Below are 25270 nucleotides of genomic sequence, written 5' to 3' on the forward strand. Positions count from 1 at the left end.
GTTATTTGACCGTAACCTGACCAAGCGCCGGCTTCTGTTCCTGAACCTGATTCTGCGGCGCGTACACCTGGGTGAGGCGCGCTGGCGGCAGGTTGAACTGGCCTTTTTGCGAGAAGCGCACCAGATGCCGCATCCGCAGTTCGCCGCTGAGGCTGTCCACTGGAATCGCGTAGGCCATCTGGCCTTGCTCGAAGCGCGCCTTTTCCAGCGGTGCCGGTTCGTCACCGTCCTTGCCGATGAGCTTGATGCCCCACGTGGTGCGCTCGACATCCGCACCCGGTGGCAGCGGCACTTCAACCATGCCGTAGCGCAGCGGGTTCTTGCCTTTGCCATTGATGATGATTTCGTCCAGGTACAGGCTGTCGCTGGACAACGGCTTGGTCCCGACCGGCTCCAGCTTGAAGCTGAACGCTTCGTCACCCGGCACCAGACGCGACAGGCGACGGGTGATGGTCGCCGGCACCACACCGGACGCCGGTTGTTTGCTCAGGAAACTCAGGACCGCACGTACCGGGCGCTCCTGAGTGCCGCTCAGCGACAGGACGCTCGGCGCTTGCGCACCCTGCCACTGCCAGAAGGTTTCGCCGGTGGCGCCCTGCTGTTGCTTCCAGCCTTGACCCGGTGTCAGCGCGACCGGTGTCGGTGTCTGCTCGATGCTGCGTTGCAGCCAGCTCAACGCCAATGCGCGTTCCAGGGTCGATTGCTGTGGCAACAAACGTTGCAGCAACGCTTGCGCATGGGCCTGATCGAAGGCCTGCATCGACAGATTCAAGGCTTCGGCAAACGGTTCGGAGCTGACGCCCAGCCACTGCTGCGCATTGGCCAACTGCTGCGTGAACGCATCCGGTGGCGTGACCTTGGCCTGCCGCGCCAGGGACGCGGTCAATACTCGTGCACTGGCCAGGCCCAACGTCGAGTCGGGAGCGCCCATCACCAGGCTGTCTTCACCCCCCTCATTGAGAAAATCCTCAGCGCCCTCGCCAGCTTTGGCCAGGTCCTCCATCAGGCCGCTCAACAAGGTGTTGACCGGCAATTGCATCTGGCGGGCAAACGACAGAATCAGTGCGCGCTGCAACAGCGGCGTGCTGCCCGCCTGTTTCGCGTAGACGTCCAGCACCCGTTGCCAGTGCTCCGGCGGCAGGGTCAGTTCCAGCGCTTTACTGGCGTGCCAGTCGGCGTAGTAGGCGTAAGCAGTGAGGAACGCGTCCGGCTCACCGTCCTGCCCCCACCAGGTAAAGCTTGCCGACGGGCCGGCCATTTGCACCAGCCGCAGGCGACTGTTCTGCATGATCAGGCGCAAGCGGTCACGGATTTGCGGGTTCGCCGACAGCACCGGGTAAGCCATGCTCAATGGCAACAATTGGCTGGCGGTTTGCTCGACGCCGCCGTACGGGTAACCGAGCAAGTCGTCGAGCGAAGCACGGAACAGCGCTTGCGGGCTGTCGTCCAGACGCAGGCGAACCTCGCTGGCGTCGGCCGGCAGGCTCAGCGGTGTGTCGCCACTGGCAACGTCCACGCTCTGGGTCTTCACCACTTGCCAGCCATCACTGGTGGTCGTCAGGTGCACCGCCAGGCCATCGGCGGTTTTGCCGTTTTGCACCAGCTCGGCGCTCCAGTCGCCATTGCCGACCACGAAGGCCGGCAAGGCGATGTAGTTGATGCCGTTGTTCAGCGTCAGCGGCAGACGTTGTTCCTGCCCGCCGTAATGGATCACCAGTTCGGCCTTGACCGCTTGCTCGGCCTGGTTGAAGGCAAACACCCCCAGATCAGGCTTGTCGCCCGTGCGGAAACGGGTCGGCCCGCTCCACTTCAGGTACAGCGGCTTTTCCGAACGGATGAACTGCTTCTTCTGCCCGACCTGACCGCCATCGGCAATCGCCCGCGCGGTGATGCGCCAGCGGGTCAGGGAGTCCGGCATCTTGAAGGTGAAACGGGTCTTGCCATTGGCGTCGGTGACGAGCTCCGGCTGCCACGCGGCCGTGTCGACGTCTTCGCGACGCGGGCGCTCCAGCACTTTCACCCCGCGTTCGCTGCGGTTGGCTTTGCCCGGCGCACCGGGGCTGCCCGGCAACGCCACGTCGTAGCTGATGAACGACAGGCTGGCGCTGGTGCGCACGTTGTTGCGGCGCGGGTGATAGAAGAACTGGTCGATGCTTGGCGCCACTTCCGGCTGCAACGCGTAGACCATTTCGTCGACCACGCTGACCGTCAGGTGCGCCGGAACCGGCTTGCCGACGAACTGGGTGGTCAGGTCGACGGTCACGGTTTCGCCTGGCTGGTAGCGGTCTTTGTCGGTGGCAATCGCCACGTCGATTTGCGGCGTGACGACTTTGATCCCGGCGTTCTGGAAGCTGTACTCGCCACCCTTGGTGTAGAGCACCGAGAAGGTCAGGTTCGGCGCAAAACTGTCCTTCACCGCAATCCGCGCGCGGTATTGGGTAGGGCTGAGTTTTTCCAGTTTCAACCAGTCGCCGCCCTTGGACAGCAACGCCGTGGCTTCGACCTTGTCGCGCTCCAGCGACAGCAGCGCATCGTTGATCGGCTCAGGGAAGGTCATCAACGCCAAGGCTTCATCGCCGGCCTTGTACTCGGCCTTGTCGAGCACGATTTCCACGGTGCCGGGCACGGCTTTGACGCCTTCGCCGGTGACCGAATGCCCGGTGGCGCCGAGCACGCGTTGTTGTTCGTCCTTGATGGTCAGGTTGTAGGTGCCTGGGCGGTCAAACGCCACGCTGAAACCTTTGTCGGCAGGGGCCAGTTTGCCCTCGCCGGTGGACTGGTCTTCCAGCCGCACCCAGCTGTAGCGCACCGGTTTACCAGCCTTGGCCGGGGTGTTGCCGCCCTCGTTGGTGTAGCTGAAATTGACCTTGTCACCCACGGCGCTGAAACGCTGCGGCGCGCTCAGGCGGAAATTCGCGGCGCCACGGTCGATGAGGATTTCCTTGGTGGTCTTGACCCGATACGCCGCGCCATCGCTGGCGAACACGGTGAGCATGTAGCGGCTCGGCTTCTCGGCGGCCGGCAGGTCGATGGTCGCGTTGCCCTTGGCGTCGGTGGTCAGCTCGGCGCTGGTCAATTCCACCGGGAATTGCCCCAGGTATTGCAGCTCGTTGTCGACCATCGACAGTTGCTGGGCCCGCAGGCTCAGTTGCAGCCGTGCATCGGCCACCGGTTTGCCATCCGGGTACAGCAACACAAGGTTGCCCTTAACTGGTTCACCCGTGTGGAAGTCCTGTTTGGCGAGGTTCAGGGATATTTCAAAATGCGGCTTGATGTATTCAGCCACGCGAAACGCGCTGCTGTAGACCTGATCCTTGTAGCTGAAACGCAGCTCGTAACCGCCCGCGACCGCATTGTCCGGCAACTGGAAGCGGCCTTGGGTGCCAGCCTTCGAATCCAGCTTCAACGCCAGTGACTGCAACGCCGTGCCCGTGGCGTCGAGCACGCTCACGTTCACGTCCGCCGCACCTGGCTGCACCGAATCGCGGGCGTTCTTGAACTCGCGGCCGACGATTTTCAGCGACACCCAATCGCCCGGCCGGTACAGCGGCCGGTCGGTGAAGGCGTAGAGTTTGGTGTCGTAGATTTCGCTGTCGTAATAGAAGTTCTCGGAGACGAAAACGCCGCCCTCCTCATCCTCGCCAATCACGAAAGAACGCTCCGGGCTCACGTGTTTCAAGCGCAACAGACCATCGGCATCGGTCGCGCCGCTGCTCATCACGCCCAGACCGTCGGTCCACAGCACATTGACCTTGGGCACCGAGCTGCCTTCGTGTTTGCGCGCAGCCCAGACCAGCAACTCGTCACCGGCAATCTTGCTCACGGCCACGGTGTTGGAAACAAAAACCATGGTGGTGGCGCGGTACTTGCCGATCAGCGCTTCCACCAGGTACAGGCCCGGTTTGAGCTTGCCCAACGGAATGTAGACGTTGCCCGGTGCGACGCTGACGAACTCACTGGATGAGCCGGCCAGGTTGACCCCGGCCGGTGGCTGGATCGGTTTGGCTTGCCACAGCGGATAACGGAACTGGCCGACCACCGGCAGGCCCGGGATCAGCGCAAATTGCGGCTGCGCCTCGTACGGTGTCGGAGCCACGATAGCGTTGCCCATTTTCAGTTCCGGGACTTCTTCGGTCACTTGCTTGCGCGACTCGTAGGAGAACGCCCGCTGCATCACCCGACGGGACTTGCGATACCAGTTATCCCACAGGTACGCGAGGGTGTTCGACAAGCCTTCGCCCTTGAACTGGCCGTCACTGACCACCCGGTGCAGGTTTTTCTGGCGCTTGAGGAAGTCCAGCGGCTTGTCGATCCGGTACACGCGAATGTCCGCGCCGCCGTAAGGCTCCATGCGAAAGCGCCGATAGTCGCGGCCCGGCGCTTCGAGTCGCACCAGCGCCTGCTCGTCGCTGGCAAAACTGCTGTCGGCCAGCAGGAAAAAGCTCTCACCAGACATCGGCGTGTAATTGCTCGGCTCCACCGAGTCCTCGGCGTTGACCGTGGCCAGGGGCGCGAGCAGTGCCAGCAACAGGGGCAAACGTGAACACAGACGCAGCATGCGGGCTCCGATCATTGCGAGAGGAAGTTCAGTCGATAGACGCCGATGAAGTTGGGGTTGGCTGCGTCGGGTATCCATCGGGTGTCCTTCCATGTCATGAGTTGCTGCACGCTAGCGGATCGCATGCCGTTGTCGGTGGGAGTGGTGGTGCCGGTGTGATAGGCGATGTAGCGGCCCATCCAGATCATCAGGTGCTGGTCGTCGCCCTGATCGAAGAACATCAAGTCGCCGGGGCGTGCCTGATTCAGGTCGCGGCCTACCAGGTGACTGTTGAACTGGATCAGTTTGATCGCGTTGACGTACGGCCCGACCTTGCCGCCGCCCTGCTGCCATTGCTGGGCGAGGCGGCGCTGGCCGTCACTGAGTTGCAGCTCGGGCGGCAGGTAGCGGTTGGACAGGCCATTGCTGCGCAGCCATTTGTCGTCATGGGTTTTCAGTGCTTCGTTGGCGGCGAACCGCACCAGCCCGGCGCAGTCCTGCTGATACCAGCGCGGGCTCGGGCCTTGGGTCAGTTGTTCCTGGGCAATACGCACGAACCAGGCACGAAACACCTGGGATTGTTGTGCATCGAGGGCGGCCACGGGCGGTGCTTCGGCGGCGTGCAAACGCGTGCCGAGCAACAACGCCAGCAGCCCCAGGCCTCTGAGCAACGCTGTCACAGGGCTTTCCATTGCAGCGGCAGCCATTGCCAGTGGCCGTCCGGCTCGCTGCCTTCAGGCAAGGTCAGGGCATATTTGCCGTAACCGCCGAGCTTGCGCAGTTTCGGAATCAGGTACGTCTGGGCAGCGTTGAAGAACACGGGTTCCATGTCCTGCGGCAGGCTGTCGAGGGTTTCCTGCTGCATCAGTTGCGCCATGGCGTCCGGGCCGAAGTAGATCGGCATCAGAACGTCCTTGGGCAGTACGTCGGCCAATGGCGGGAAGCGTTTGTCGAGGGTGCCGAGGGCTTTGTCGACCAGTTTGTCGTCCAACGAAAACAGCAGCGTCGAGGCGTGCCGCGCCAGGCTCACCCGCAGGAAGCTTTTGCCGGTAATCGCGTTCGGATCGCTCGCCTCCCTGGCCGGATACTGCCCGAAGTTGGAGCTGACCTGGCGCTGCCACTGGTGGACCTCGCCTTGCTGTTTTTCCTCGACCGGGAACGCATGCTCAGCGACCTTGCTCTCATAGGCGCCGACCATCGAGCCGAACAGGTTGCCCAGGTCGCCATCGAGTTTGTCGCTGTTCTTGTCATTGAGGCTGGCCACCAGCAGCGGTGTGTACAGCCGCGAATCGGCGTACCAGCACAGGCCTGCGGCACCGGCCATGTGTTCGGTCAACGCCTGGGCCACCGGTTCTTCGGCGCCGAGCTTCACCAGCAAGGGTTTCTGCTGTTCGGCCGCCAACGGCAACGCCACGCAGGCGCTGGCGCCCATCGGCATGGCCTGCCAGATCGGCTTGAAGTCGAAGTCCGGCTGGTTGTCCAGCTCATCCAGCGCCAGGAAGCTGTGCCAGCCCTTGTCGTCCATGTCGAAACGCAGGCCGGCAAAGTTGGGAATGAAACGCTGATAACCCATGGCCAACACGCTGGCGTTCACCGAGATCCGTTGGGTGACCTCGGGTGCCCGTGGTGTCAGGCCAAAGGCTTCGGGGAACAGTTTGTCGCCCTTGAGCAGCGCTTCCAGGGCCTCGGTCGACACCGCGCCCGTCACATCGGTCGGGCCGTTGCTGAAGTCGTAGAGCTTGCCGGGGTTGGACAGCACCACCAGTTTGTCGCCACGGGAAGCGAACAGCAGCGATCGGCTGGCGTTGAAATTGAGTTGGTACAGCGCCACCTCGTCGCCGGCCACGGTCAAGGTGCCCACCTGGCTCAACTGCGAGTCATCCAGGGCAACCTTGGCCAGCGGCTCAAGGACTTTGGCCAGACCGCCACGGTCCATCACCAGCAGGAAGTCTTTCAAGCGCCCGTCGGCCCCGCGCCACAAGGCGACATCGGCCGGCTGGTCGAGCAATTCCTCAATCATGCTGTCCTGCATCTTCAAGTCATGCTCGTAGATGATCCGGCGCAGGCTGCCGATCAGCCCGAGGCGGTCGGCATGGGCTTCGTAATAGAAGACGAAATCCTCGGTCAGCGTTTCGCGCAGGAACGGCACCGCCAGCAGGTCCTTGGGCAACTGGCTCAGGGAATGGGTTTCCAGCAGGCCATCGGGACGGCTCAGGCCCAGTTTGTCGCCGGCCAACTGCGCGGGTGGGGCTTTGGAGGTGTGCAAAAACCACCCCAGCCCACCCGCCGCGCCCGCCGCCAGGCACAGCCCGATCAGCAGCGCCGGCCAACGGCGAGAGGGTGTGGTAGCCGGTGTACCGGCGTCCGGGGAAGCAATGTTTTCGCTCATGATTCACAAAACCCAATTCATCCGTGGAGCGGGATGTTCAATAGTTGAAAGTCTTGACCAGCAGCAGGTCGCCGATTGCCCGTAAAGGCACGACGAAGCTCTCGCGTTTTTCGTTAACGGTGTTTTCGTTGAGCACCAGGTTGATCTGCGACGTGATCACTTCGTTCTGGTTGCTGCCTTCTTCGAAGTTATAGCCGCCGTCGCCGAAGTTGCCCCAGTAGTTCACGTAAACCAGATAGGTGCCCTTCATCGGCGCGGTCATGGTGAACATTTCCGGCCCCGGCCCGTCGACGCCGTCCGGGTCCAGCCCGCCGCCATTGGTCAACGCGGTATGGGCGAAGAACGCATGCTGGCCGTCCGGGGTGATGATGTGCAGGTCGAGTTCAGCCTTGGGATCGTCCCAGCCGAGCACCACGCGGATGCGCGCCGGGGTTCGCAGGTCATTGGCTTCGTAGAATTGCACGCGCTTGAGCGAGCGCCCTTCGGCGCTGCGCACTTCGACGCTGTTGGAGCCGGCGCCAAACGCATACGGGCGGGCGAAACGGCCTTGCTCGTCGGTGTACAGGTTCAGGGGGTTGCCATTGACGGCCAGGGTGTGCGGCCCGCGCTGAGTGCCGATGGCCTTGAGCTGGCCTTCGATCATCGTGCGATTGCGCTGTACGCCACGGTCGATGGGCGGCGTGGGGTAGGCGACGCGAGGGTTTTCAGTGCGGTCCAGCAAGCCGGAAAACCGCCAGCCACCCACCGGCTCCTGAAGTTCGGCCGAGGGTTCTGCCCAGGCAACCGTCGCCCACACCAGCGTCATCGCGAGCGAAAGAAAAAGACGCATGTGATGCCTCCTGCCATGCATGACGAAACCTTGCACCCATTCCTCGGCGCAGTACAGACAGGATAGAGCCTGATTCAGCAGCGCTATCGTCGACGGTTGTACGAAAGATCGGAAGGTTAGCGATTCGGCTACTTATTAACAATCGGATACATTTGTTTTTGCGCTGAACATCACCTTCTGAGACTGCCACGCTGGCAAGCCTGAGCTGGACGGTGAGCCGATTAGCATCGACAATCGGCTCACCAAATGAGCCGAATAGCTTTTCTATTCGGCTCACAGCCCGAGTACCAACCTCATGTCATACCCTCACTGGATCTGGCAGCACCCCGATTGGCCAGAACTTCACTGGCAAGCCGAGCGACTCGCGCCGTTACTGCGCGAGTGCGTGCAGGCCCAGGGAAAACTTCTGGGCATGGTTGGCACCGTCAATGAAGCACTCAGTGCGCAGAGCGAACTCGATGCCCTGCTGCAAAACATCGTGACTTCGTCGGCCATCGAAGGTGAACAATTAAATGTCGGCTCGGTACGCTCATCTCTCGCACGCCGGTTAGGTCTGGAGCAGGACGCCGATAACCGTGTAAGCAAACGCAGCGAGGGTTTGGCGGAGTTGATGCTGGATGCGACGCAACATTTCGCCCAACCGCTAACCCTTGAGCGGTTGATGCATTGGCATGAATGCCTGTTTCCCACGCAGGACGACCTTACGCCAAGGTCTATCCGCGTCGGTGCACTACGCGGTAACGAACCGATGCAAGTGGTGTCCGGCCGGCTGGACCGACCGACGGTGCATTTCCAAGCCCCGCCCCGAGAGGGTCTGGAGCAACAACTGAGGGTTTTCCTCGACTGGTTCAACGCCTGCGAACGGCAAGCCGGCCTCGATCCCTTTTTGCGGGCGGGTATGGCTCATTTCTGGTTCGTGACACTGCACCCCTTCGATGATGGCAATGGCCGCCTGACACGCACCCTGACTGACCTGGCGCTCGCTCAGGGCGAAAACCAGTCGATCCGCTTTTATGCCATGTCGGCCAGTATTCTCGATGACCGTTCAGGTTATTACCGTGTGCTGGAAACCACCCAGAAAGCCGACCTGGATATCAGCGAATGGCTGGAGTGGTTTCTGCAAACGTTGTTACGCAGCCTGCAACAGGCGATGGCCCGCATCGAACGGGTACTCGGCAAAGCGCGCTTCTGGAATGACCATCGAGGGCAGCCGTTGTCCGCCGAACAAATAAAAGTCCTGAACCGCCTGCTCGATGGCGGAGAAAAGGGCTTTGAGGACGGCATCAGCGCTGCTCAGTACCAAACCGTCGCAAAGGTCTCCAAAGCCACTGCAACTCGCCATTTGGCCGAACTTCTGGACAAAGGCTGCCTCGTCCGCCTCCCGGGCGGCGGGCGGAGCACCCGCTATCGAATCAACTACCCGGAGACGGTAAAAACCGTAATCACTCCAGTGCACTGACCAGCGCCGAGCGCCGTAACAACGACAGGGCAAACACCACAAACACGCCAGCCGCGGCGGACAGCACCAGCGGCAGGCCATGGACGTTTGTCGACATGGCCACGCCACTCAGCAGCGGACCGAGCAGGCTGCCCAGCCCCCATAGAAACCCGGCGCTGGCGTTGGCCGTGACCAGGTCCTGACCTTTGAAACCCTGGCCGATCAGGATGATCGCCAAGGTGTAGATCCCGCCCGCAACCGCGCCCAACACGGCCAGGCCCGGCCACAGCAGCAAGGGTTGGCCCATCAGCCAGGGCAGGCTGATGCCGATCAGCACCGCCAGCACGCCGCAGGTCAGGTAGATTTTCGGCCGGGCGATCTTGTCCGACAGCCAGCCCAGGGGAAACTGAAACACCGCATCGCCCAGCAGGATCACCGTCACCATCAACGCCGCGAGCTGGATGGCGTAGCCGTGGCTGGCGGCGTACACCGGAAACATCGACAGAATCACGCTATCGAAGAACGAAAAGAAAATGATCCCCATGCACAGCGCCGGCGCTACCCGAATGAACCCCAGTACCGAAAAGGACCGGTGCTCGTCCTGCGGGTGGCTGCTCACACCGCCTGGCATCGCCCAGCCGATGGCCGCCATGGCCAGCACATGCCCGGCCACCACGGCGGCAATCACATGCGGACCTTCGGTGCCAAACACCGCGACCATGCCCGGCCCCAGCAACTGGAACACCGTGAAGCAGGTGGTGTAGACCGCCACCGTCCGGCCGCGATGGCCGTCCTCGGCCAGTTCATTCACCCAGGATTCCCCGAGAATAATGATGATCCCGGCCGCCAGCCCCATCAGCAGCCGTGCCACCGCCAGGCCATAGCCATTGATCGCCAGGCCCTCGATGGCTGCAATACTCACACCTGAAAGCGCGAAACAACCGAGGTAGATGTGTCGGCGGCTCAACCGCTGGCACAGCCACCCCACGATAAACGCCGAGAGCATCATACCCGCCGCTGGCAGCGCCGACATCACGCCGATCTGCACATTCGACGCCCCGGCCTGGTACAGGCGCAGCGCGACCACAGGGACCGTCGAGCCGATACTCAGGCCGACAATCGACACACCAAGTATCAGCGCCGCCAACAACGCTCGATTCATTGAACGACTCATCAATCACCACCCCACACCTGCAAAACAGCCACACACAGACACGCCATCGCCCATCAACGGTTCAGGCCATGCGCCCAAACGCCCATCGAGGTGGCGAAGGTCTCGCGAAGAAATCAGTGTTTTGGGGTGGGCGGCGAAAAGGTGAACGCGAACAGAATGCTGCGACGGCGGCTGTTGGCCGAATGAGGACCCGAAACGGCGTGACCCGGACGAGTCGTCAAGGGCTGCCGAATGGAGGAGGAAAAGTACAAGGACATGCGCGTCTCAATGACCGGGTGTCGCTAATGCATTTAAAGGCAGCCGACACCACTCGAACCGAGCCTGTCGCCTGCATCCTGAGGAACCACGCTGAACGCTCGACCCTGAGCGGCGCCGCAAACGGCCAGCCGCGCCAGCCTACGTCAGGCCTTGAACACAAATCAACCCGGCGCGCGGCAGCGCTATGCTGACAGGCGAATTGCCCCTCCCCCCCCTATCTGCTAGTGTCGCGCCGGTTTAACGTCTACCGGAATTGCCGCCATGGCCCGCAAAAAAGCTGCACTGGATTTCGAACAATCTCTCGCTGACCTGCAAACACTGGTCGAGCGCCTGGAGAACGGCGAGTTGTCGCTGGAAGACTCGCTGACCGCCTTCGAACAAGGCATCGGCTTGACTCGCGACTGCCAGGCTGCACTGGCCCAGGCCGAGCAAAAGGTTCAAGTGTTGCTCGAGCGTGATGGCGAACTGGCCGAGGCGCCCTTTGACGCGGAACAGCCAGAATGATCGCAGCGTATTCGGCCAGCAGTCAGGCCCGGGTCAACGCGGCACTGGAAACCCTGTTCATCGCGCCGAGCCCGGAACTGGCGCGCCTGTATGAAGCCATGCGCTACAGCGTGATGAATGGCGGCAAGCGCGTGCGCCCGTTGCTGGCCTACGCGGCCTGCGAAGCGCTGGGTGCCGACCCTGAACACGCCAACGGCGCGGCGTGTGCGGTGGAGTTGATCCACGCATATTCGCTGGTGCACGACGATTTGCCGGCCATGGACGACGACGATCTGCGTCGCGGCCAGCCCACCACCCACAAAGCGTTCGATGAAGCCTGCGCGATTCTGGCCGGTGACGGCCTGCAAAGCCTGGCCTTCACCGCCCTGCTCGACCCGCATCTGAACGGCGCCGATGCCGAGATTCGCCTGCAAATGGTCAGCGCCCTGGCGTTGGCGGCAGGCCCGGCCGGCATGGTCGGCGGCCAGGCCATCGACCTTGGCTCGGTCGGCCTCAAGCTCGACCAGAAAGCCCTCGAATACATGCACCGGCACAAAACCGGCGCGCTGATCGAAGCCAGCGTCAAACTGGGCGCACTGGCCAGTGGTCGTGCCGAGAAAGACCAACTCCAGTCCTTGCAGACTTATGCACAGGCCATCGGCCTGGCCTTTCAGGTGCAAGACGACATTCTCGACGTCGAAAGCGATACCGCGACCCTCGGCAAACGCCAGGGCGCCGACATTGCCCGCGACAAGCCAACCTACCCGGCCCTGCTTGGCCTCGATGCGGCCAAGGCCTATGCCCTGGAACTGCGCGATCAGGCCCTGCACGCCCTGCGACCGTTTGACGCGTGCGCCGAGCCGTTACGCGAACTGGCCCGCTATATCGTCGAACGCCGCAGCTGATCGACTGCTCGTTGCCCACCGCATATCGGCCAAGTTCCGAGCTCTGCGTGGGCAGCGTGCGATGCATCAGGTAAACTGCCGCCTCTTTTATACCTATAACGATTCGCCTGATGCCCACGACGTTTCATGAGATTCCCCGCAAGCGCCCGACCACGCCCCTGCTCGACCGTGCCCACACGCCGGACGGCCTGCGCCGGTTAGGCGAAGCCGAGCTGGAAACCCTGGCCGATGAGTTGCGCCTGGAGTTGCTCTATACCGTCGGTCAGACGGGCGGGCATTTCGGTGCAGGTCTTGGCGTCATCGAACTGACCATCGCGCTGCATTACGTCTTCGACACCCCGGACGACCGGCTGGTGTGGGACGTGGGTCATCAGGCTTATCCGCACAAGATCCTCACCGGTCGCCGCGAGCGCATGGGCACCCTGCGCCAGAAGGACGGCATTGCTGCGTTCCCGCGCCGCTCCGAGAGCGAGTACGACACCTTTGGCGTCGGCCACTCCAGCACCTCGATCAGCGCCGCGCTGGGCATGGCCATTGCCGCCCGCCTGCAAAACAGTGATCGCAAGGCCATTGCGGTGATCGGCGACGGCGCCCTGACCGCCGGCATGGCGTTCGAAGCGCTGAACCATGCGCCGGAAGTCGACGCCAACATGCTGGTGATCCTCAACGACAACGACATGTCGATCTCGCGCAATGTCGGCGGGCTGTCGAATTACCTGGCGAAGATCCTTTCCAGCCGCACCTACGCCAGCATGCGTGAAGGCAGCAAAAAGGTCCTGTCGCGCCTGCCCGGCGCCTGGGAAATCGCCCGACGCACCGAAGAATACGCAAAAGGCATGCTGGTGCCCGGCACCCTGTTCGAAGAACTGGGCTGGAACTACATCGGCCCGATCGACGGCCATGACCTGCCGACCCTGATCGCCACGCTGCGCAACATGCGTGACCTCAAGGGCCCGCAGTTCCTGCACGTGGTCACCAAGAAAGGCAAAGGCTTCGCCCCGGCGGAAGTCGACCCGATCGGTTACCACGCGATCACCAAACTCGAACCGCTGGACGCACCGGCCGCCGCGCCGAAGAAATCCGGTGGGCCGAAGTACTCCGGCGTGTTTGGCGAGTGGCTGTGCGACATGGCCGCCGCCGATCCGCGTCTGGTCGGCATTACGCCTGCGATGAAAGAAGGCTCCGATCTGGTGGCCTTCAGCGAACGCTTCCCGCTGCGCTATTTCGACGTGGCGATTGCCGAGCAACACGCCGTGACCTTCGCGGCCGGCATGGCCTGCGAAGGCGCCAAACCGGTGGTGGCGATCTATTCGACCTTCCTGCAACGCGGCTACGACCAGTTGGTGCATGACGTCGCGGTGCAGAACCTCGACGTGCTGTTCGCCATCGACCGCGCAGGGCTGGTGGGCGAAGACGGCCCGACCCACGCCGGCAGCTTCGACCTGTCGTTCCTGCGCTGCATCCCCGGCATGCTGGTGATGACCCCGAGCGACGAAAACGAACTGCGCAAAATGCTCACTACCGGCCACCTGTACAACGGTCCGGCGGCGGTGCGTTACCCGCGCGGCACCGGCCCGAACGCGACCATCGAGAAGAACCTCGAACCGATTGAAATCGGCAAAGGCGTGATTCGTCGTCAGGGCAGCACCGTCGCCCTGCTGGTGTTCGGTGTGCAACTGGCCGAAGCGCTGAAAGTCGCCGAGACGCTGGATGCGACCGTGGTCGACATGCGCTTCGTCAAACCGCTGGATGAAGCGTTGGTCCGCGAGATTGCCGGTAGCCACGCGCTGCTGGTGACCGTCGAAGAAAACGCCATCATGGGCGGCGCCGGTGGCGCAGTCAGCGAGTTTCTCGCCCGGGAAAACATCCTCAAGCCTGTGCTGCACCTGGGCCTGCCGGACCTTTACGTCGAACACGCCAAACCGGCGCAAATGCTCGCCGAGTGCGGGCTGGACGAGGCCGGGATCGAAGCAGCGGTGCGCGAGCGCTTGCAGCTACTGGGCCTCTAAACCCCAAACCTGCACAAACCCTGTGGGAGCGAGCTTGCTCGCGATAGCGGACTGTCAGTCAACTTGGATGTTGCCTGACACACCGTCATCGCGAGCAAGCTCGCTCCCACAGTTGTTAGCGTCAAATTTGATATGCCAAGGACTGCCCATGAACCTCTCCCGCCTCGCCCTGCCGCTGATACTGCTGCCAGCCGCCAATGCCCTTGCCGACACCTTCGAACGCGAGCAGGCATTGAAGCTGCCCGACGTATTGATCAGCGCCAACCGCCAGGTCGAGGCGCGCAATGACAGCAGCGCCGCCAACACGGTATTCACCCGCGAAGACATCGACCGCCTGCAACCGAACAGCGTGACCGACCTGCTGAAACGAGTGCCAGGGGTGCAGGTTTCGCAGACCGGCGGGCGCGGCAGCCTGCCGGGGATTTACATTCGCGGCACCAAATCGGCGCAAAGCCTGGTGTTGGTGGACGGCCAGCGCATCGGCAGTTCGACCTCAGGCGACAGCAACCTGCAGCACCTGAACATCCAGCAGATCGAGCGCGTGGAAGTGCTGCGCGGCTCACGCTCGGTGATCTACGGCAGTGACGCGATTGGCGGGGTGATTCAGATCTTCACCCGTCGCAGCACCGAGCAGGGCCTGCAACCGCGCCTGCACATGGGGTTTGGCAGCAACCAGACGTGGGAACGCAGCCTCGGCTTGTCTGGCGGCGATGCACAAACCCGCTTCAACCTGGGCGCCAGCCTCGATGAAACGGCCGGGATCAACCGCACGCATCAGTCCTACGCAAGCGATGGCGACCACGACGCTTATCGCAACCAGTCCCTGAGCCTGAACCTGAGCCACGCCTTCAATGACGACATCGAAGCCGGACTGAACATCCTCGATAACCGCGGCAAAAACGAGTTTGATAACCCGTTCGGCCGCTTCGACATGAGCACCTTCAAAAGCGTTGCCCAGAAACCCTACAACGACTTCACCATCAGCGGCGTCAGCAGTTACGTCGACGCCCGCATCAACGACGTGTGGAAGTCCCGCGTGGAGCTGGGGCACAGCGAAAACCGTGAAGAAACCTTCGACAAGCTCAGCGACGAGCACAGCGTGTTCAACACCTACCGCGACTCGCTGAACTGGCAGAACGATCTGAAGCTGAACGATCAGAACAGCCTGATCCTGGGCGGCGACTGGTACGAAGACCGGGTCAACAGCAGCACGAAGTTCGACGAAGACAGCCGCTGGAACCGTGCGGCGTTCATCCAGCATCGCTTCCAGGCTGAACGCTTTTCCACCGAACTGGGCCTGCGCCGTGACCAGAACCAGCAGTTTGGCGGCCAGAACAGCTGGAGCGGCACGCTCACGTTGCCACTGAACCCGGACAACGATGTGTTGCTGACCTACAGCGAAGGCTTCCGCGCGCCGACCTTCAATGACTTGTATTACCCGGACTTCAGCAACCCGGACCTGAACCCCGAAACCTCAAAAAGCTACGAGGTGCAGTGGCGCAGCCAGTTGAGCGACACCAGCCGCCTGGAAGCCTCGCTGTACCGCACCGATCTTGAAGACGCGATCATCTTCGGCAGCCATTCACGCCCGGAAAACGTCGCCTCGGCACGGATCAACGGTTTCGAAGCGGCGCTCAAGCAAGAGCTGTTCGACTGGCAGAGCAACCTCGGGGTGTCGCTCATCGACCCACGGGACCGCGACAGCGGCCATACCCTGGCACGCCGCGCCCGGCGCACATTGAGCCTGGACCTCGACCGGCAGTTCGATCAACTGGGCCTGGGCGCCAGTTGGCAAGCGGTGAGCAGCAGTTACGACGACGAAAAAAACACCCAACCGCTGGGCGGTTATGCCTTGCTCGGGCTACGCAGCAGTTGGGCGGTGAATCGCGAGATCAAGCTTGAGCTGAAGGTCGATAACCTGCTGGACAAGGGCTACAGCCGGGCGCTGTACCAGCACGAAGGCAACCAGTACGGCTATCGCGAAGAAGGTCGGGCGTGGATGTTTGGCGTGACCTGGACGCCGGAAATCTAACAAACAACACTGGCCATTGTGGCGAGGGCGCTTGCTCCCGCCCGGGTGCGCAGCAGCCGCAATCAAATACGACACTATTGATCTGAAGAAAACCATTGGCAGGTCTTGGGGCTGCTTCGCAGCCCAGCGGGAGCAAGCTCCCTCGCCACAGGTCAGCGACCGGGGGCGATCAACTGGCAGAGCGTGGCCGTCGCTTCGATCATCTGCCCGCTCGGGCGCTCCAGGCCTTTGTCTGTCACCAGCAGCAATTGCCCTTGCGCCACCGCGCTCACCTGTTTCCAGGTTTTCCAGGCATCGAGTTGTGCCTGGCTGCTGGCGAGGATCGCTTGCGGGTTGCGCTGCAACACCGCCTCCACGCTGACTTGCGGCGCGGGCAGACTCAGGTCGGTAAACACGTTGCGCGCCCCGCACACTTCAAGCGCATCGCTGATGATTTGCCCGCCGCCCACGGTGTAGAGCGGCTGATCCCAGACCTGATAAAACACCTTCAGCGGCTCATCGCGGCGATAACGCTCACGCAACTCCGCGAGTCGCGCGCGCAGATGAGTCGCAAGTGTCTGCCCACGCTCGGGCCGGCCAAGCTGTTGGGCAATCGCTTCGATCTGGGTGGTGAGTTGTTCGAAGCTGTGGGGTTCGGCGACGAACGTGGGAATCCCCAAGCGGCTGAGTTGCTCGCGCTGCGCCGGACCGACGCTGCCGGGCCAGAGCAGCAGCAAGTCAGGCTTGAGGCTGAGCAGGCGTTCCATGTCCAGTTGACCGTAGCGGCCCACCGACGGCACGGACGTGAGTTCAGCGGGACGGTCGCCCGCATCCAGCACACCGACCAGAAGGTCCGCCGAACCCAGTTCAACGACGATTTCCGAGAGTGACGGCGCGAGGCTGACCACCCGCTCCACCGCCACCACCGAGCCACTGGTGGCCAGCAGCAGAACCGCCAGCCAGCGGCGCATCAACCGAGTTGACGCGGAATACGGTAGAGGTAGAACAGCACCGTGGTGGACAACGCCAGCAGCACCAGCGGCACCGCTTCGAGACCGACGAACACCGCCAGCGCGCCGATCCAGGCCGGCAGCCCTGCCGCCAGAAACGCCGCGCGACGCTTGGCCGCCAAGGCGATCCAGGCCGCAGGCTCATCCGGGGTATCGAGGGTTTTCTGGGTGGCGATCAAGGCGTGTTTGTAGCCGCCAAAAAACCGCAGGCTGACAAACATCGACGCCACGCCCGCAATGAAAAACGGCATCGCCAGCACCGGCAGAATCGCTTCGCCCTGGCCGAATACACCGTTGATCACGAACAGCGGCAACAAGGCCAACGCCAGGTATTGCCACCAACTGACGGACAGTCGCCGCCGAACCTGGCCGCGGGTCACGCCCGGTCCGCCTCGCCCTGATGCTCGTTGCCCATCATGTGGTCGAGCTTGCTGGCCTTGGTCGCCAGGTAGAGTTTGTTGTGCGGGTTGTGGCCGGTGTGCAGCGGCACGCGCTCGGCGACGACGATGCCCATGTCGGTCAAGGCCTTGACCTTGCGCGGGTTGTTGGTCATCAGGCGCAGGGATTTGACGCCCAGGTGTTCCAGCATCGGCAGGCACATGGCGTAGTCGCGCTGATCCGCGGCAAAGCCCAGTCGCTCGTTGGCTTCCACGGTGTCGGCGCCGCCGTCCTGCAATTCATAGGCGCGGATCTTGTTCAGCAGGCCAATGCCACGGCCTTCCTGACGCAAGTACAGCAACACGCCACGGCCTTCGCGGGCAATCGCCTGCAACGCGGCCTCAAGTTGCGAACCGCAGTCACAACGCTGGCTGAACAAGGCATCGCCGGTCAGGCATTCGGAGTGCAACCGGCCGAGTACCGGGGCACCATCGGCGAACTCACCCAGGCTCAGTACAACGTGCTCGCGGCCAGTGGCCTCATCGAGAAAGCCATGCATGGTGAATTGCGCAAAAGGGGTTGGCAGCTTGGAAGCAGCGACGAAAACGACGGGCACCGTGTGCTCCTGATCTGTATGAGGAGTGGAGATTCGCAGAGGCGGCATTGTAACAGCAGGTTCTGACAGACGCTTAGGCTGAATTATCGGCCATAACGATCTAAAAGTTTGATCACTGGCCCGCCTCCCCCACATTGGCGTCGTCGACATCGACAAGACCGAGTTCAGTTCGCGCTGAAGGGATAAGGCTGCTTCCAATGCTCGAAGATCGGTTTGAGTTCGCCGCTTTTAACCAGTAACTCCATGCGCCGATCGTACAAGGCCATCAGTGCCCGGGCTTGTGGCGTATCGGCGAACCCCAGGTACAGCGGCAGTTCGGCGATGTGGGTGGTCCGGTATTGGGACGGTTCCTCGGCTTCAGCGAGCACCGCATCGATCTCTGTCAGCGCGTCGATGTAGAAGTCCGCGCGTGCTTGCTTGAGCATCGGCAAGATCCCGGTGCGACGCTCGATCTGGTTATAGCGGTGGATATTCGGCAGGTAGCTTTCGTAGCGGTAACCCCGCACCCAGGCCAGTCGATACGTGCCCAGGGTCGCCAGCGTCGGCGTCGGGCTGCTTGCCAGCCCCAGTGCATAGATATGATCGGAATCGAAGTTCCAGCGCGGGTACAACACCTGCTCGGCTTCGTCACGATAGGAACCGACCAGCGCATCCACCTCGCGACGCTGCACCAGCCCCACCGAGCGGGTGTAAGGCACAGTGCGCCGATCAAGCTTCACTCCGGCCGGTTCAAACACGGCACGCAAAATGTCCCAGGCCAGGCCATGCCCGTCGGCGGCGGTGTAGTTATCCCAGTCTTCGCTGGCCAGATGAATCACGACAGGTGTCGCCGGGGCGTCCGCCGCACGGGCAACCGAACAGAACACCGCAAAAACCAGCACCCACCACCAGCGCATCACCATTCCTTAGCCCCTCAATCCGTTTCTCAAGCGAAACACCAGACCAGGCCCTGCATCGCCAGCCAGGCAAACACCCCGGCCAGTACATCGTCGAGCATGATCCCGAAGCCGCCGTGCACATGCCGGTCGACCCAACTGATCGGCCACGGCTTGAGAATGTCGAAGAAGCGGAACATCAAAAAACCCGCCAGCAACCAGTACCAGCCTTGCGGCACCAGCCACAGGGTGATCCACATTCCGACCATCTCGTCCCAGACGATGCCTTCGTGGTCGTGTACCCGCAAATCGCTGGCTACCTTGCCGCACAGCCAGATGCCGAACAGCAGGGTGACGCCGAGCATCAGCCAGTAACCCCAGACGGGCAACATCTGCCACAACGGGATAAAGGGTAGCGCAACTAATGAGCCCCAGGTGCCCGGTGCCTTGGGCAAGGTGCCAGAACCGAAACCGAAGGCCAGGAAATGCCAGGGATTGCGCCAGACCGATGGCGGCACACACGCTGCCGGAACCTGTTTGGGGTGATCTGTCACGGGGTCTCCCGAAAATGTTGATAGCCCCGTGTTCGCGGGGTGATGTCCTTTCCGTTTGCGTCCATGAGGGTCACGCCCTGCCCGGCCACGACCTGGCCGATGACGTGGATCGGCCAGCCGTCGGCCAGCAATGCCGGCAGTTCCAGCGGCGGCAAGGTGAAGGCCAGCACGTAATCGTCGCCACCGCTGAGGGCAGCGACTTGCGCAGCGTCCCGACCGAGGAACGTCAGCAACGCCGCCGACAGCGGCACTTTCTCGCGCTCGACCTGCAAGCCCACCCCCGAAGCCTTGGCGATATGCCCGCAATCGGCGAGCAGCCCGTCGGAGATGTCCAGCGCCGAGGTCGCCTTGGCGCGCAGGGCCTGCCCCAGCGCCAACTGTGGCTGTGGCGACCAATAATGCGCCAACAACGCTCCGGCGACATCCGCCGGTGCGACGCGCTCACCCAGCACCAGCGACAACGCCCCGGCGGCGCTCCCCAACTCGCCGCCGACACACAGCAAGTCGCCGGGTTGCGCGCCGCTGCGGGTCAGGGCCTGGCCGGTCGGGACTCGGCCGAACACCGTCAGGGTCAGGCTCAGCGGGCCGCGCGTGGTGTCGCCGCCCACCAGCCGCACGCCACAACTTTGCGCCATCGCGTTCAAACCACGGGCGTAGGCGTCCAGCCAATCGGCGGTGACCGTCGGTAGTGTCAGGGCAAGGGTAAAGGCAATAGGGGTGGCGCCCATGGCAGCCAGATCGCTGACCGCCACGGCCAGCGAGCGCTGACCGAGCAGAAACGGATCGCAAGGGTCTGCGAAATGCACACCGGCCACGAGGGTGTCGGTGGAAATGGCCAACTGTTCCCCAGCGGGAACAGCGAGCAAGGCGCAGTCGTCGCCAATCCCCAGGGCCACCCCTTCGCCGGCCTGCGCACACGGCGCGGCGGCGAAGTAGTTGCGGATCAGCTCAAACTCACCCATTGGGAATCCTGTCTCACCAGTACTGTTCTTTTTTTGGGCGGCGCCTGTTGTCGCCAGACTGCGTTGCCGCGCCTCGCCATAGCAGGTGATGACGCGTCGCGGCGTCTTGTCTGGCAACAACAGTCACTCGCCAAAAAGGGAACCTATCGGCGAGACAGGGCACTGCAAGCGCTGATTAGCGCTTGAACGCCTTCACTTCAGCTTCACGCAGGCGCGGCGCCAGTTTGTCGAGAACACCGTTGACGAACTTGTGGCCGTCGGTGGAACCGAAGACTTTAGCCAGCTCGATGCCTTCGTTGATCACAACGCGATAAGGCACGTCGACACGCTTGATCAGTTCCCAGGTCGACAGGCGCAGAACGGCCAGTTCAACCGGGTCCAGCTCTTCGATTTCGATGTCCAGGCATGGCTTGAGCGCGGTGTCGATTTCGGTGCGGTGCGCCGGAACCCCGTGCAGGATGTCGTGGAAGTACGCGGCATCGACATCACTGAAATCGTTATCGACCCGGAACTGCGCTTCGATCTCGTTCAGCGATTGCTTGGCCATGTGCCATTGATACAGCGCCTGGGTCGCGAGCTGACGGGCTTCGCGACGCTTGACGCTTTTCGATGGTTTGCCAGCATCCGCAGGTTTTGGATCGCGCGGGTTGAAACGATCGCTTTCGTCGCTAATCACTTGGCCTCCAACTGCGCCAGCAGGCTGACCATTTCCAGAGCGGACAGGGCAGCTTCAGCACCTTTGTTGCCGGCTTTGGTGCCGGAACGTTCGATGGCTTGCTCGATCGAGTCAACGGTCAGCACGCCAAAGGCAACCGGTACGCCGAACTCCATGGACACCTGGGCCAGGCCCTTGGTGCATTCGCCAGCCACGTATTCGAAGTGCGGAGTACCGCCACGGATGACCGCGCCCAGCGCGATGATTGCCGCGTACTCGCCCTTCTGAGCGACTTTCTGCGCAACCAGCGGGATTTCGAAGGCGCCAGGGGCACGGATGATGGTGATGTCGCTTTCGCTCACGCCATGGCGAACCAGGGCATCAACAGCACCGCTTACCAGGCTTTCAACGACGAAGCTGTTGAAACGGCCAACAACCAAAGCGTAGCGGCCTTTGGGGGCGATGAAGGTACCTTCGATGGTCTTCAGGGTCATTCGACAAATCTCTTAAAGAGCCGGGACGCGTCTTGTACGCATCCCTCAGTGATATTAGCCACGAATACACGGCCGGAAACACCGCATTGCCGTTCACTTACACATCCGTGGCGAGGGAGCTTGCTCCCGCTGGGCTGCGTAGCAGCCCCTCTTGTGAGTGCTGCGCACCCAAGCGGGAGCAAGCTCCCTCGCCACAATGGTTCTAAGTTAACAATGCCGGAATCTCCGGGTCATTATTCGGAGGGCACGTATTCTACAACTTCCAGGTCGAAACCGGATATCGCATTAAATTTCATTGGCGCACTCATCAGGCGCATTTTGCGTACGCCCAAGTCACGCAGGATCTGCGAACCGGCACCGACGATGCTGTAGGTGGTCGGTTTTTTCACCGGCGCGTGGTCAGCCGTTTCGCGGATATGCGCCAGCAACACGTCGCCATCGAGCGGGTGACCGAGCAACAGCACCACACCGCTGCCCGCCTCGGCGACCGCGGCCATGGCGGCGCGCAGGCTCCAGCGGCCCGGTTGCTTGACCATCAGCAGGTCACGCAGCGGGTCCATGTTGTGCACGCGAACCAGGGTCGGTTCTTCAGCGCAAATGGTGCCCAGGGTCAGTGCCATGTGCACGTCGCCTTCTACCGAATCACGATAGGTCACCAGGTTGAAGTGGCCCAGTTCGCTGTCCAGTGGCTGCTCGGCAATCCGCTGAACGGTACGTTCGTGGATCATCCGGTAGTGGATCAGGTCGGCGATGGTGCCGATCTTGATGCTGTGTTCAGCGGCAAATGTTTCCAGCTCGGCGCGACGGGACATGGTGCCGTCGTCGTTCATCACTTCGCAGATCACCCCGCTCGGCTCAAAACCGGCCATGCGCGCCAGGTCGCACGCTGCTTCAGTGTGGCCGGCACGGGCCAGGGTGCCGCCGGCCTGGGCCATCAGCGGAAAGATATGGCCCGGGCTGACAATGTCTTCAGCCTTGGCGTCACGGGCCGCGGCCGCTTGCACGGTGCGCGCACGGTCGGCTGCGGAAATACCGGTGGTCACGCCGGTGGCCGCTTCGATGGACACGGTGAACTTGGTGCCGAAACCGGAACCGTTGCGCGGTGCCATCAACGGCAGCTTGAGCAGTTCGCAGCGCTCGCGGCTCATTGGCATGCAGATCAGGCCACGGGCGTGTTTGGCCATGAAGTTGATGTGTTCAGGCTGGCAGCACTCGGCGGCCATGATCAGGTCGCCTTCGTTCTCGCGGTCTTCGTCATCCATGAGGATGACCATCTTGCCTTGGCGGATGTCTTCAACCAGTTCTTCGATGCTATTGAGCGCCACGCGGCACCCCCTTGAGTCAGGATTTGAGGTAGCCGTTGGCGGCCAGAAAGCTTTCGGTAATGGTGCCCTTCGAAGATTCGGCAGCCTTGTCGCCCAGCAGCAAACGCTCCAGGTAACGGGCCAGCAGGTCCACTTCGAGGTTCACCCGGCGACCTGGCTGATAGGCCGCCATGATGGTTTCGCTGAGAGTGTGGGGAATGATCGTCAGTTCAAACTCGGCGCCATCCACTGCGTTGACCGTCAGGCTGGTGCCGTCGACGGTGATCGAGCCTTTGTGGGCGATGTACTTGGCCAGGTCTTTCGGCGCACGGATGCGAAACTCCACGGCCCGGGCGTTTTCGGTACGGGCAACCACTTCGCCGACGCCGTCGACGTGGCCGCTGACCAGATGCCCACCCAGGCGCGTGGTCGGGGTCAGGGCTTTTTCCAGATTGACCGGGCTGCCGGTTTTCAGGTCGTTCATGGCGGTGCAATCAAGGGTTTCACGGCTGACGTCAGCCAGAAAACCATTGCCCGGCAGCTCGACTGCCGTCAGGCAGACGCCGTTGACCGCGATGCTGTCGCCGAGTTTGACGTCGCTCAGGTCGAGCTTGCCGGTCTCTACATAAACCCGCACATCACCACCTTTTGGGGTCAATGCACGGATGCTGCCGATGGATTCGATGATGCCGGTAAACATGGAGTCCTCCTCGAGAACAGGGCCTTCGCTTGGCACAGGCCCGGAATTATACGCTCGCTGCTGGCGAAGGAATGGCAGTGACTCGCCAGTCATCGCCAACGGCGCGAATTTCAGTGATTTTCAGCTCCGGCGCGTCTTTCATCTGCGCCAGCGGCCAGTCGAGCAGCGGCCGGGCCGTGGAACCCAAAAACTTGCCGGCGATGAAGATCTGGTATTCGTCCACCAGCCCTTGCCGGGCAAACGCCCCAGCCAGGCGCGGGCCGGCTTCCACCAGCACTTCGTTGACGCCACGCGCCGCCAGTTCAACCAGCAACTTGCGCAGGTCGACCTGACCATCGTCGCCCGGCACGATCAAACATTCGGGGCCGTTGGCGTATTGTTCTTCCACCGCGACACAGGTGGCGACCAGCGCCGGGCCGGCCTTGAAGAACGGCGCGTCGAGCGGCACCCGCAAGCGCCCGTCGATCAGCACTCGCAGCGGCAAACGGCTCATGGCCTGCGCGGTTTGCTCGGCGTCCAGGCCCAGTTCGGCGGCGCGCACGGTCAAACGGGCGTCATCGGCCAGCACCGTGTCGGCGCCAGTCAGCACCACGCTGGCCTGCGCGCGCAGACGTTGCACCGCCGAACGGGCGGCGGGGCCGGTGATCCATTGGCTTTCGCCGCTGGCCATGGCGGTACGACCGTCGAGGCTCATGGCCAACTTGACCCGCACGAACGGCAAGCCGTGTTCCATGCGTTTGAGGAAACCTTGATTGAGTTTGCGGGCCTCGCCTTCGAGCACGCCGCTGAGGGTGACGATGCCGGCCTGTTCCAGGCGTTGCAGGCCGCGACCGGCGACTTCCGGGTTCGGGTCCTGCATCGCCGCCACGACGCGGGCCAGCCCGGCATTCACCAATGCATCGGCGCACGGCGGCGTGCGCCCGTGGTGACTGCACGGTTCGAGCGTCACGTAGGCTGTGGCGCCCCGGGCGTTTTCGCCGGCTGCGCGCAAGGCGTGGACTTCGGCATGGGGTTCGCCGGTGCGCACGTGCCAGCCTTCGCCGACAATCTGCCCGTCACGCACGATCACACAGCCGACCCGAGGGTTGGGGTGAGTCGTGTAGTGACCTTTGCGCGCCAGTTCCAGGGCGCGGGCCATGTAATGGGCGTCGAGAATCGCTTGTTCCGGGGAAATCGTCATGGCTTGACCGGCTCACGGGCCAGGCGATCGATCTCTTCGCGGAACTCGTTGAGGTCCTGGAAGCGGCGATACACCGACGCGAAGCGAATGTAGGCGACTTCATCGAGCTTTTGCAGCTCGGCCATCACCAGCTCACCGACCACCAGGGATTTGACCTCGCGCTCGCCGGTGGCCCGCAGTTTGTGTTTGATGTGCGCCAGCGACAATTCCAGGCGCTCGACGCTGACCGGGCGCTTTTCCAGCGCTCGCTGCATGCCGGCACGCAGTTTTTCTTCGTCGAAGGGCTGGCGGCTACCGTCGGTTTTGATCAGGCGCGGCAACACCAGTTCGGCGGTTTCGAAGGTGGTGAAACGCTCACCGCAGGCCAGGCATTCGCGCCGGCGGCGCACCTGCTCGCCCTCGGCGACCAGACGCGAGTCGATGACCTTGGTGTCGTTGGCACCGCAGAAGGGACAGTGCATGGTGGCAGGCAACAAAAAAAGGGAGGGCCATGGTAGCGCATCCCACTG

Annotated in this window: 22 protein-coding genes; 5 read left to right on the forward strand and 17 right to left on the reverse strand. The window is 62.6% G+C overall.

Annotated elements, in window-relative coordinates:
* Position 1: 1 nt before the first annotated feature.
* Genes AABM54_RS22950 through AABM54_RS22965 form a run of 4 tightly spaced genes read right to left on the reverse strand, consistent with a single transcriptional unit; the run spans position 2 to position 7755 of the window.
* Complete coding sequence (locus tag AABM54_RS22950) at positions 2–4573, reverse strand: alpha-2-macroglobulin (RefSeq protein WP_347902238.1); 4572 nt, start codon at positions 4571–4573, stop codon at positions 2–4.
* Positions 4570–5229, reverse strand: a complete 660-nt coding sequence (locus AABM54_RS22955) for a DUF1175 family protein (RefSeq protein WP_347906288.1) — start codon at positions 5227–5229, stop codon at positions 4570–4572. Before AABM54_RS22955 ends, AABM54_RS22950 begins: the two co-directional genes overlap by 4 nt.
* Entirely contained in the window at positions 5214–6926 is a 1713-nt protein-coding gene (locus AABM54_RS22960) for a DUF2138 domain-containing protein (protein ID WP_347902239.1), read from the reverse strand. Before AABM54_RS22960 ends, AABM54_RS22955 begins: the two co-directional genes overlap by 16 nt.
* 37 nt (positions 6927–6963) lie before the next feature.
* Positions 6964–7755, reverse strand: coding sequence for a DUF2135 domain-containing protein (locus AABM54_RS22965; protein WP_347902240.1), 792 nt, complete (start codon positions 7753–7755; stop codon positions 6964–6966).
* 295 nt (positions 7756–8050) lie between these two features.
* On the opposite strand from AABM54_RS22965, the gene AABM54_RS22970 reads away from it, so the two are divergent.
* Positions 8051–9214, forward strand: coding sequence for a Fic family protein (locus AABM54_RS22970; protein WP_347902241.1), 1164 nt, complete (start codon positions 8051–8053; stop codon positions 9212–9214).
* On the opposite strand, the gene AABM54_RS22975 is transcribed toward AABM54_RS22970, so the two are convergent.
* Positions 9198–10355 carry an MFS transporter gene (locus AABM54_RS22975; RefSeq protein WP_347902242.1) on the reverse strand — a complete coding sequence of 386 codons (1158 nt, stop codon included), beginning with the start codon at positions 10353–10355 and terminating at the stop codon, positions 9198–9200. The genes AABM54_RS22970 and AABM54_RS22975 overlap by 17 nt on opposite strands.
* A 531-nt stretch (positions 10356–10886) precedes the next feature.
* Between AABM54_RS22975 and AABM54_RS22980 the strand changes: the two genes are divergently transcribed.
* The 4 genes from AABM54_RS22980 (at position 10887) to AABM54_RS22995 (ending at position 16054) form a co-directional block, all read left to right on the forward strand.
* Complete coding sequence (locus tag AABM54_RS22980) at positions 10887–11129, forward strand: exodeoxyribonuclease VII small subunit (protein WP_095080522.1); 243 nt, start codon at positions 10887–10889, stop codon at positions 11127–11129.
* Positions 11126–12013, forward strand: coding sequence for a (2E,6E)-farnesyl diphosphate synthase (ispA, locus tag AABM54_RS22985; protein ID WP_347902243.1), 888 nt, complete (start codon positions 11126–11128; stop codon positions 12011–12013). The genes AABM54_RS22980 and ispA overlap by 4 nt, the downstream gene beginning before the upstream one ends.
* Before the next feature lie 110 nt (positions 12014–12123).
* On the forward strand, positions 12124–14022 hold the full coding sequence (gene dxs, locus AABM54_RS22990; protein ID WP_347902244.1) for a 1-deoxy-D-xylulose-5-phosphate synthase: 1899 nt from the start codon (positions 12124–12126) through the stop codon (positions 14020–14022).
* Between the two features lie 148 nt (positions 14023–14170).
* The gene (locus tag AABM54_RS22995; RefSeq protein WP_347902245.1) at positions 14171–16054 is read left to right on the forward strand and encodes a TonB-dependent receptor; all 1884 of its coding nucleotides are present in this window, start codon (positions 14171–14173) and stop codon (positions 16052–16054) included.
* 152 nt (positions 16055–16206) lie between these two features.
* Here AABM54_RS22995 and AABM54_RS23000 read toward each other — a convergent pair whose 3' ends face one another.
* The 12 genes from AABM54_RS23000 to nrdR form a co-directional block, all read right to left on the reverse strand.
* Positions 16207–17004 carry a cobalamin-binding protein gene (locus AABM54_RS23000; protein ID WP_347902246.1) on the reverse strand — a complete coding sequence of 266 codons (798 nt, stop codon included), beginning with the start codon at positions 17002–17004 and terminating at the stop codon, positions 16207–16209.
* Positions 17004–17423: an MFS transporter gene (locus AABM54_RS23005; protein ID WP_347902247.1), complete on the reverse strand. Its 420-nt coding sequence runs from the start codon at positions 17421–17423 to the stop codon at positions 17004–17006. Before AABM54_RS23005 ends, AABM54_RS23000 begins: the two co-directional genes overlap by 1 nt.
* Positions 17420–18037 (reverse strand): GTP cyclohydrolase II, encoded by a 618-nt coding sequence (ribA, locus tag AABM54_RS23010; protein ID WP_347902248.1) that lies wholly within the window; start codon positions 18035–18037, stop codon positions 17420–17422. Before ribA ends, AABM54_RS23005 begins: the two co-directional genes overlap by 4 nt.
* 164 nt (positions 18038–18201) lie before the next feature.
* On the reverse strand, positions 18202–18939 hold the full coding sequence (locus tag AABM54_RS23015; RefSeq protein WP_347902249.1) for a transporter substrate-binding domain-containing protein: 738 nt from the start codon (positions 18937–18939) through the stop codon (positions 18202–18204).
* Between the two features lie 23 nt (positions 18940–18962).
* The gene (locus AABM54_RS23020; RefSeq protein ID WP_347902250.1) at positions 18963–19466 is read right to left on the reverse strand and encodes a phosphatidylglycerophosphatase A; all 504 of its coding nucleotides are present in this window, start codon (positions 19464–19466) and stop codon (positions 18963–18965) included.
* On the reverse strand, positions 19463–20428 hold the full coding sequence (gene thiL / locus AABM54_RS23025; protein WP_347902251.1) for a thiamine-phosphate kinase: 966 nt from the start codon (positions 20426–20428) through the stop codon (positions 19463–19465). The genes AABM54_RS23020 and thiL overlap by 4 nt, the downstream gene beginning before the upstream one ends.
* Before the next feature lie 175 nt (positions 20429–20603).
* Positions 20604–21104 (reverse strand): transcription antitermination factor NusB, encoded by a 501-nt coding sequence (gene nusB, locus AABM54_RS23030; RefSeq protein WP_347902252.1) that lies wholly within the window; start codon positions 21102–21104, stop codon positions 20604–20606.
* Positions 21101–21577, reverse strand: coding sequence for a 6,7-dimethyl-8-ribityllumazine synthase (ribE, locus tag AABM54_RS23035; protein WP_003185938.1), 477 nt, complete (start codon positions 21575–21577; stop codon positions 21101–21103). The genes nusB and ribE overlap by 4 nt, the downstream gene beginning before the upstream one ends.
* A gap of 233 nt (positions 21578–21810) precedes the next feature.
* The gene (gene ribBA, locus AABM54_RS23040; protein WP_347902253.1) at positions 21811–22902 is read right to left on the reverse strand and encodes a bifunctional 3,4-dihydroxy-2-butanone-4-phosphate synthase/GTP cyclohydrolase II; all 1092 of its coding nucleotides are present in this window, start codon (positions 22900–22902) and stop codon (positions 21811–21813) included.
* Between the two features lie 16 nt (positions 22903–22918).
* Positions 22919–23581, reverse strand: coding sequence for a riboflavin synthase (locus AABM54_RS23045; RefSeq protein WP_347902255.1), 663 nt, complete (start codon positions 23579–23581; stop codon positions 22919–22921).
* 46 nt (positions 23582–23627) lie between these two features.
* Complete coding sequence (gene ribD, locus AABM54_RS23050) at positions 23628–24761, reverse strand: bifunctional diaminohydroxyphosphoribosylaminopyrimidine deaminase/5-amino-6-(5-phosphoribosylamino)uracil reductase RibD (RefSeq protein ID WP_347902256.1); 1134 nt, start codon at positions 24759–24761, stop codon at positions 23628–23630.
* On the reverse strand, positions 24758–25222 hold the full coding sequence (gene nrdR / locus AABM54_RS23055) for a transcriptional regulator NrdR (protein WP_347902257.1): 465 nt from the start codon (positions 25220–25222) through the stop codon (positions 24758–24760). Before nrdR ends, ribD begins: the two co-directional genes overlap by 4 nt.
* Between the last annotated feature and the right edge of the window lie 48 nt (positions 25223–25270).

Origin of the sequence: Pseudomonas purpurea, from assembly GCF_039908635.1 — a bacterium.
Taxonomy (GTDB): Bacteria; Pseudomonadota; Gammaproteobacteria; order Pseudomonadales; family Pseudomonadaceae; genus Aquipseudomonas; species Aquipseudomonas purpurea.

What these genes read in the sequence shown, in the direction of transcription:
- ribD (WP_347902256.1), bottom strand. Translation starts at nt 24,761, where the DNA reads ATGACGATTTCCCCGGAACAAGCGATTCTCGACGCCCATTACATGGCC.
- thiL (WP_347902251.1), bottom strand. Translation starts at nt 20,428, where the DNA reads ATGGGTGAGTTTGAGCTGATCCGCAACTACTTCGCCGCCGCGCCGTGT.
- AABM54_RS23045 (WP_347902255.1), bottom strand. Translation starts at nt 23,581, where the DNA reads ATGTTTACCGGCATCATCGAATCCATCGGCAGCATCCGTGCATTGACC.
- AABM54_RS22950 (WP_347902238.1), bottom strand. Translation starts at nt 4,573, where the DNA reads ATGATCGGAGCCCGCATGCTGCGTCTGTGTTCACGTTTGCCCCTGTTG.
- nrdR (WP_347902257.1), bottom strand. Translation starts at nt 25,222, where the DNA reads ATGCACTGTCCCTTCTGCGGTGCCAACGACACCAAGGTCATCGACTCG.
- ribE (WP_003185938.1), bottom strand. Translation starts at nt 21,577, where the DNA reads ATGACCCTGAAGACCATCGAAGGTACCTTCATCGCCCCCAAAGGCCGC.
- AABM54_RS23015 (WP_347902249.1), bottom strand. Translation starts at nt 18,939, where the DNA reads ATGGTGATGCGCTGGTGGTGGGTGCTGGTTTTTGCGGTGTTCTGTTCG.
- AABM54_RS22975 (WP_347902242.1), bottom strand. Translation starts at nt 10,355, where the DNA reads ATGAATCGAGCGTTGTTGGCGGCGCTGATACTTGGTGTGTCGATTGTC.
- AABM54_RS23000 (WP_347902246.1), bottom strand. Translation starts at nt 17,004, where the DNA reads ATGCGCCGCTGGCTGGCGGTTCTGCTGCTGGCCACCAGTGGCTCGGTG.
- AABM54_RS22965 (WP_347902240.1), bottom strand. Translation starts at nt 7,755, where the DNA reads ATGCGTCTTTTTCTTTCGCTCGCGATGACGCTGGTGTGGGCGACGGTT.
- AABM54_RS22970 (WP_347902241.1), top strand. Translation starts at nt 8,051, where the DNA reads ATGTCATACCCTCACTGGATCTGGCAGCACCCCGATTGGCCAGAACTT.
- AABM54_RS22955 (WP_347906288.1), bottom strand. Translation starts at nt 5,229, where the DNA reads ATGGAAAGCCCTGTGACAGCGTTGCTCAGAGGCCTGGGGCTGCTGGCG.
- AABM54_RS22960 (WP_347902239.1), bottom strand. Translation starts at nt 6,926, where the DNA reads ATGAGCGAAAACATTGCTTCCCCGGACGCCGGTACACCGGCTACCACA.
- dxs (WP_347902244.1), top strand. Translation starts at nt 12,124, where the DNA reads ATGCCCACGACGTTTCATGAGATTCCCCGCAAGCGCCCGACCACGCCC.
- AABM54_RS22980 (WP_095080522.1), top strand. Translation starts at nt 10,887, where the DNA reads ATGGCCCGCAAAAAAGCTGCACTGGATTTCGAACAATCTCTCGCTGAC.
- ispA (WP_347902243.1), top strand. Translation starts at nt 11,126, where the DNA reads ATGATCGCAGCGTATTCGGCCAGCAGTCAGGCCCGGGTCAACGCGGCA.
- AABM54_RS22995 (WP_347902245.1), top strand. Translation starts at nt 14,171, where the DNA reads ATGAACCTCTCCCGCCTCGCCCTGCCGCTGATACTGCTGCCAGCCGCC.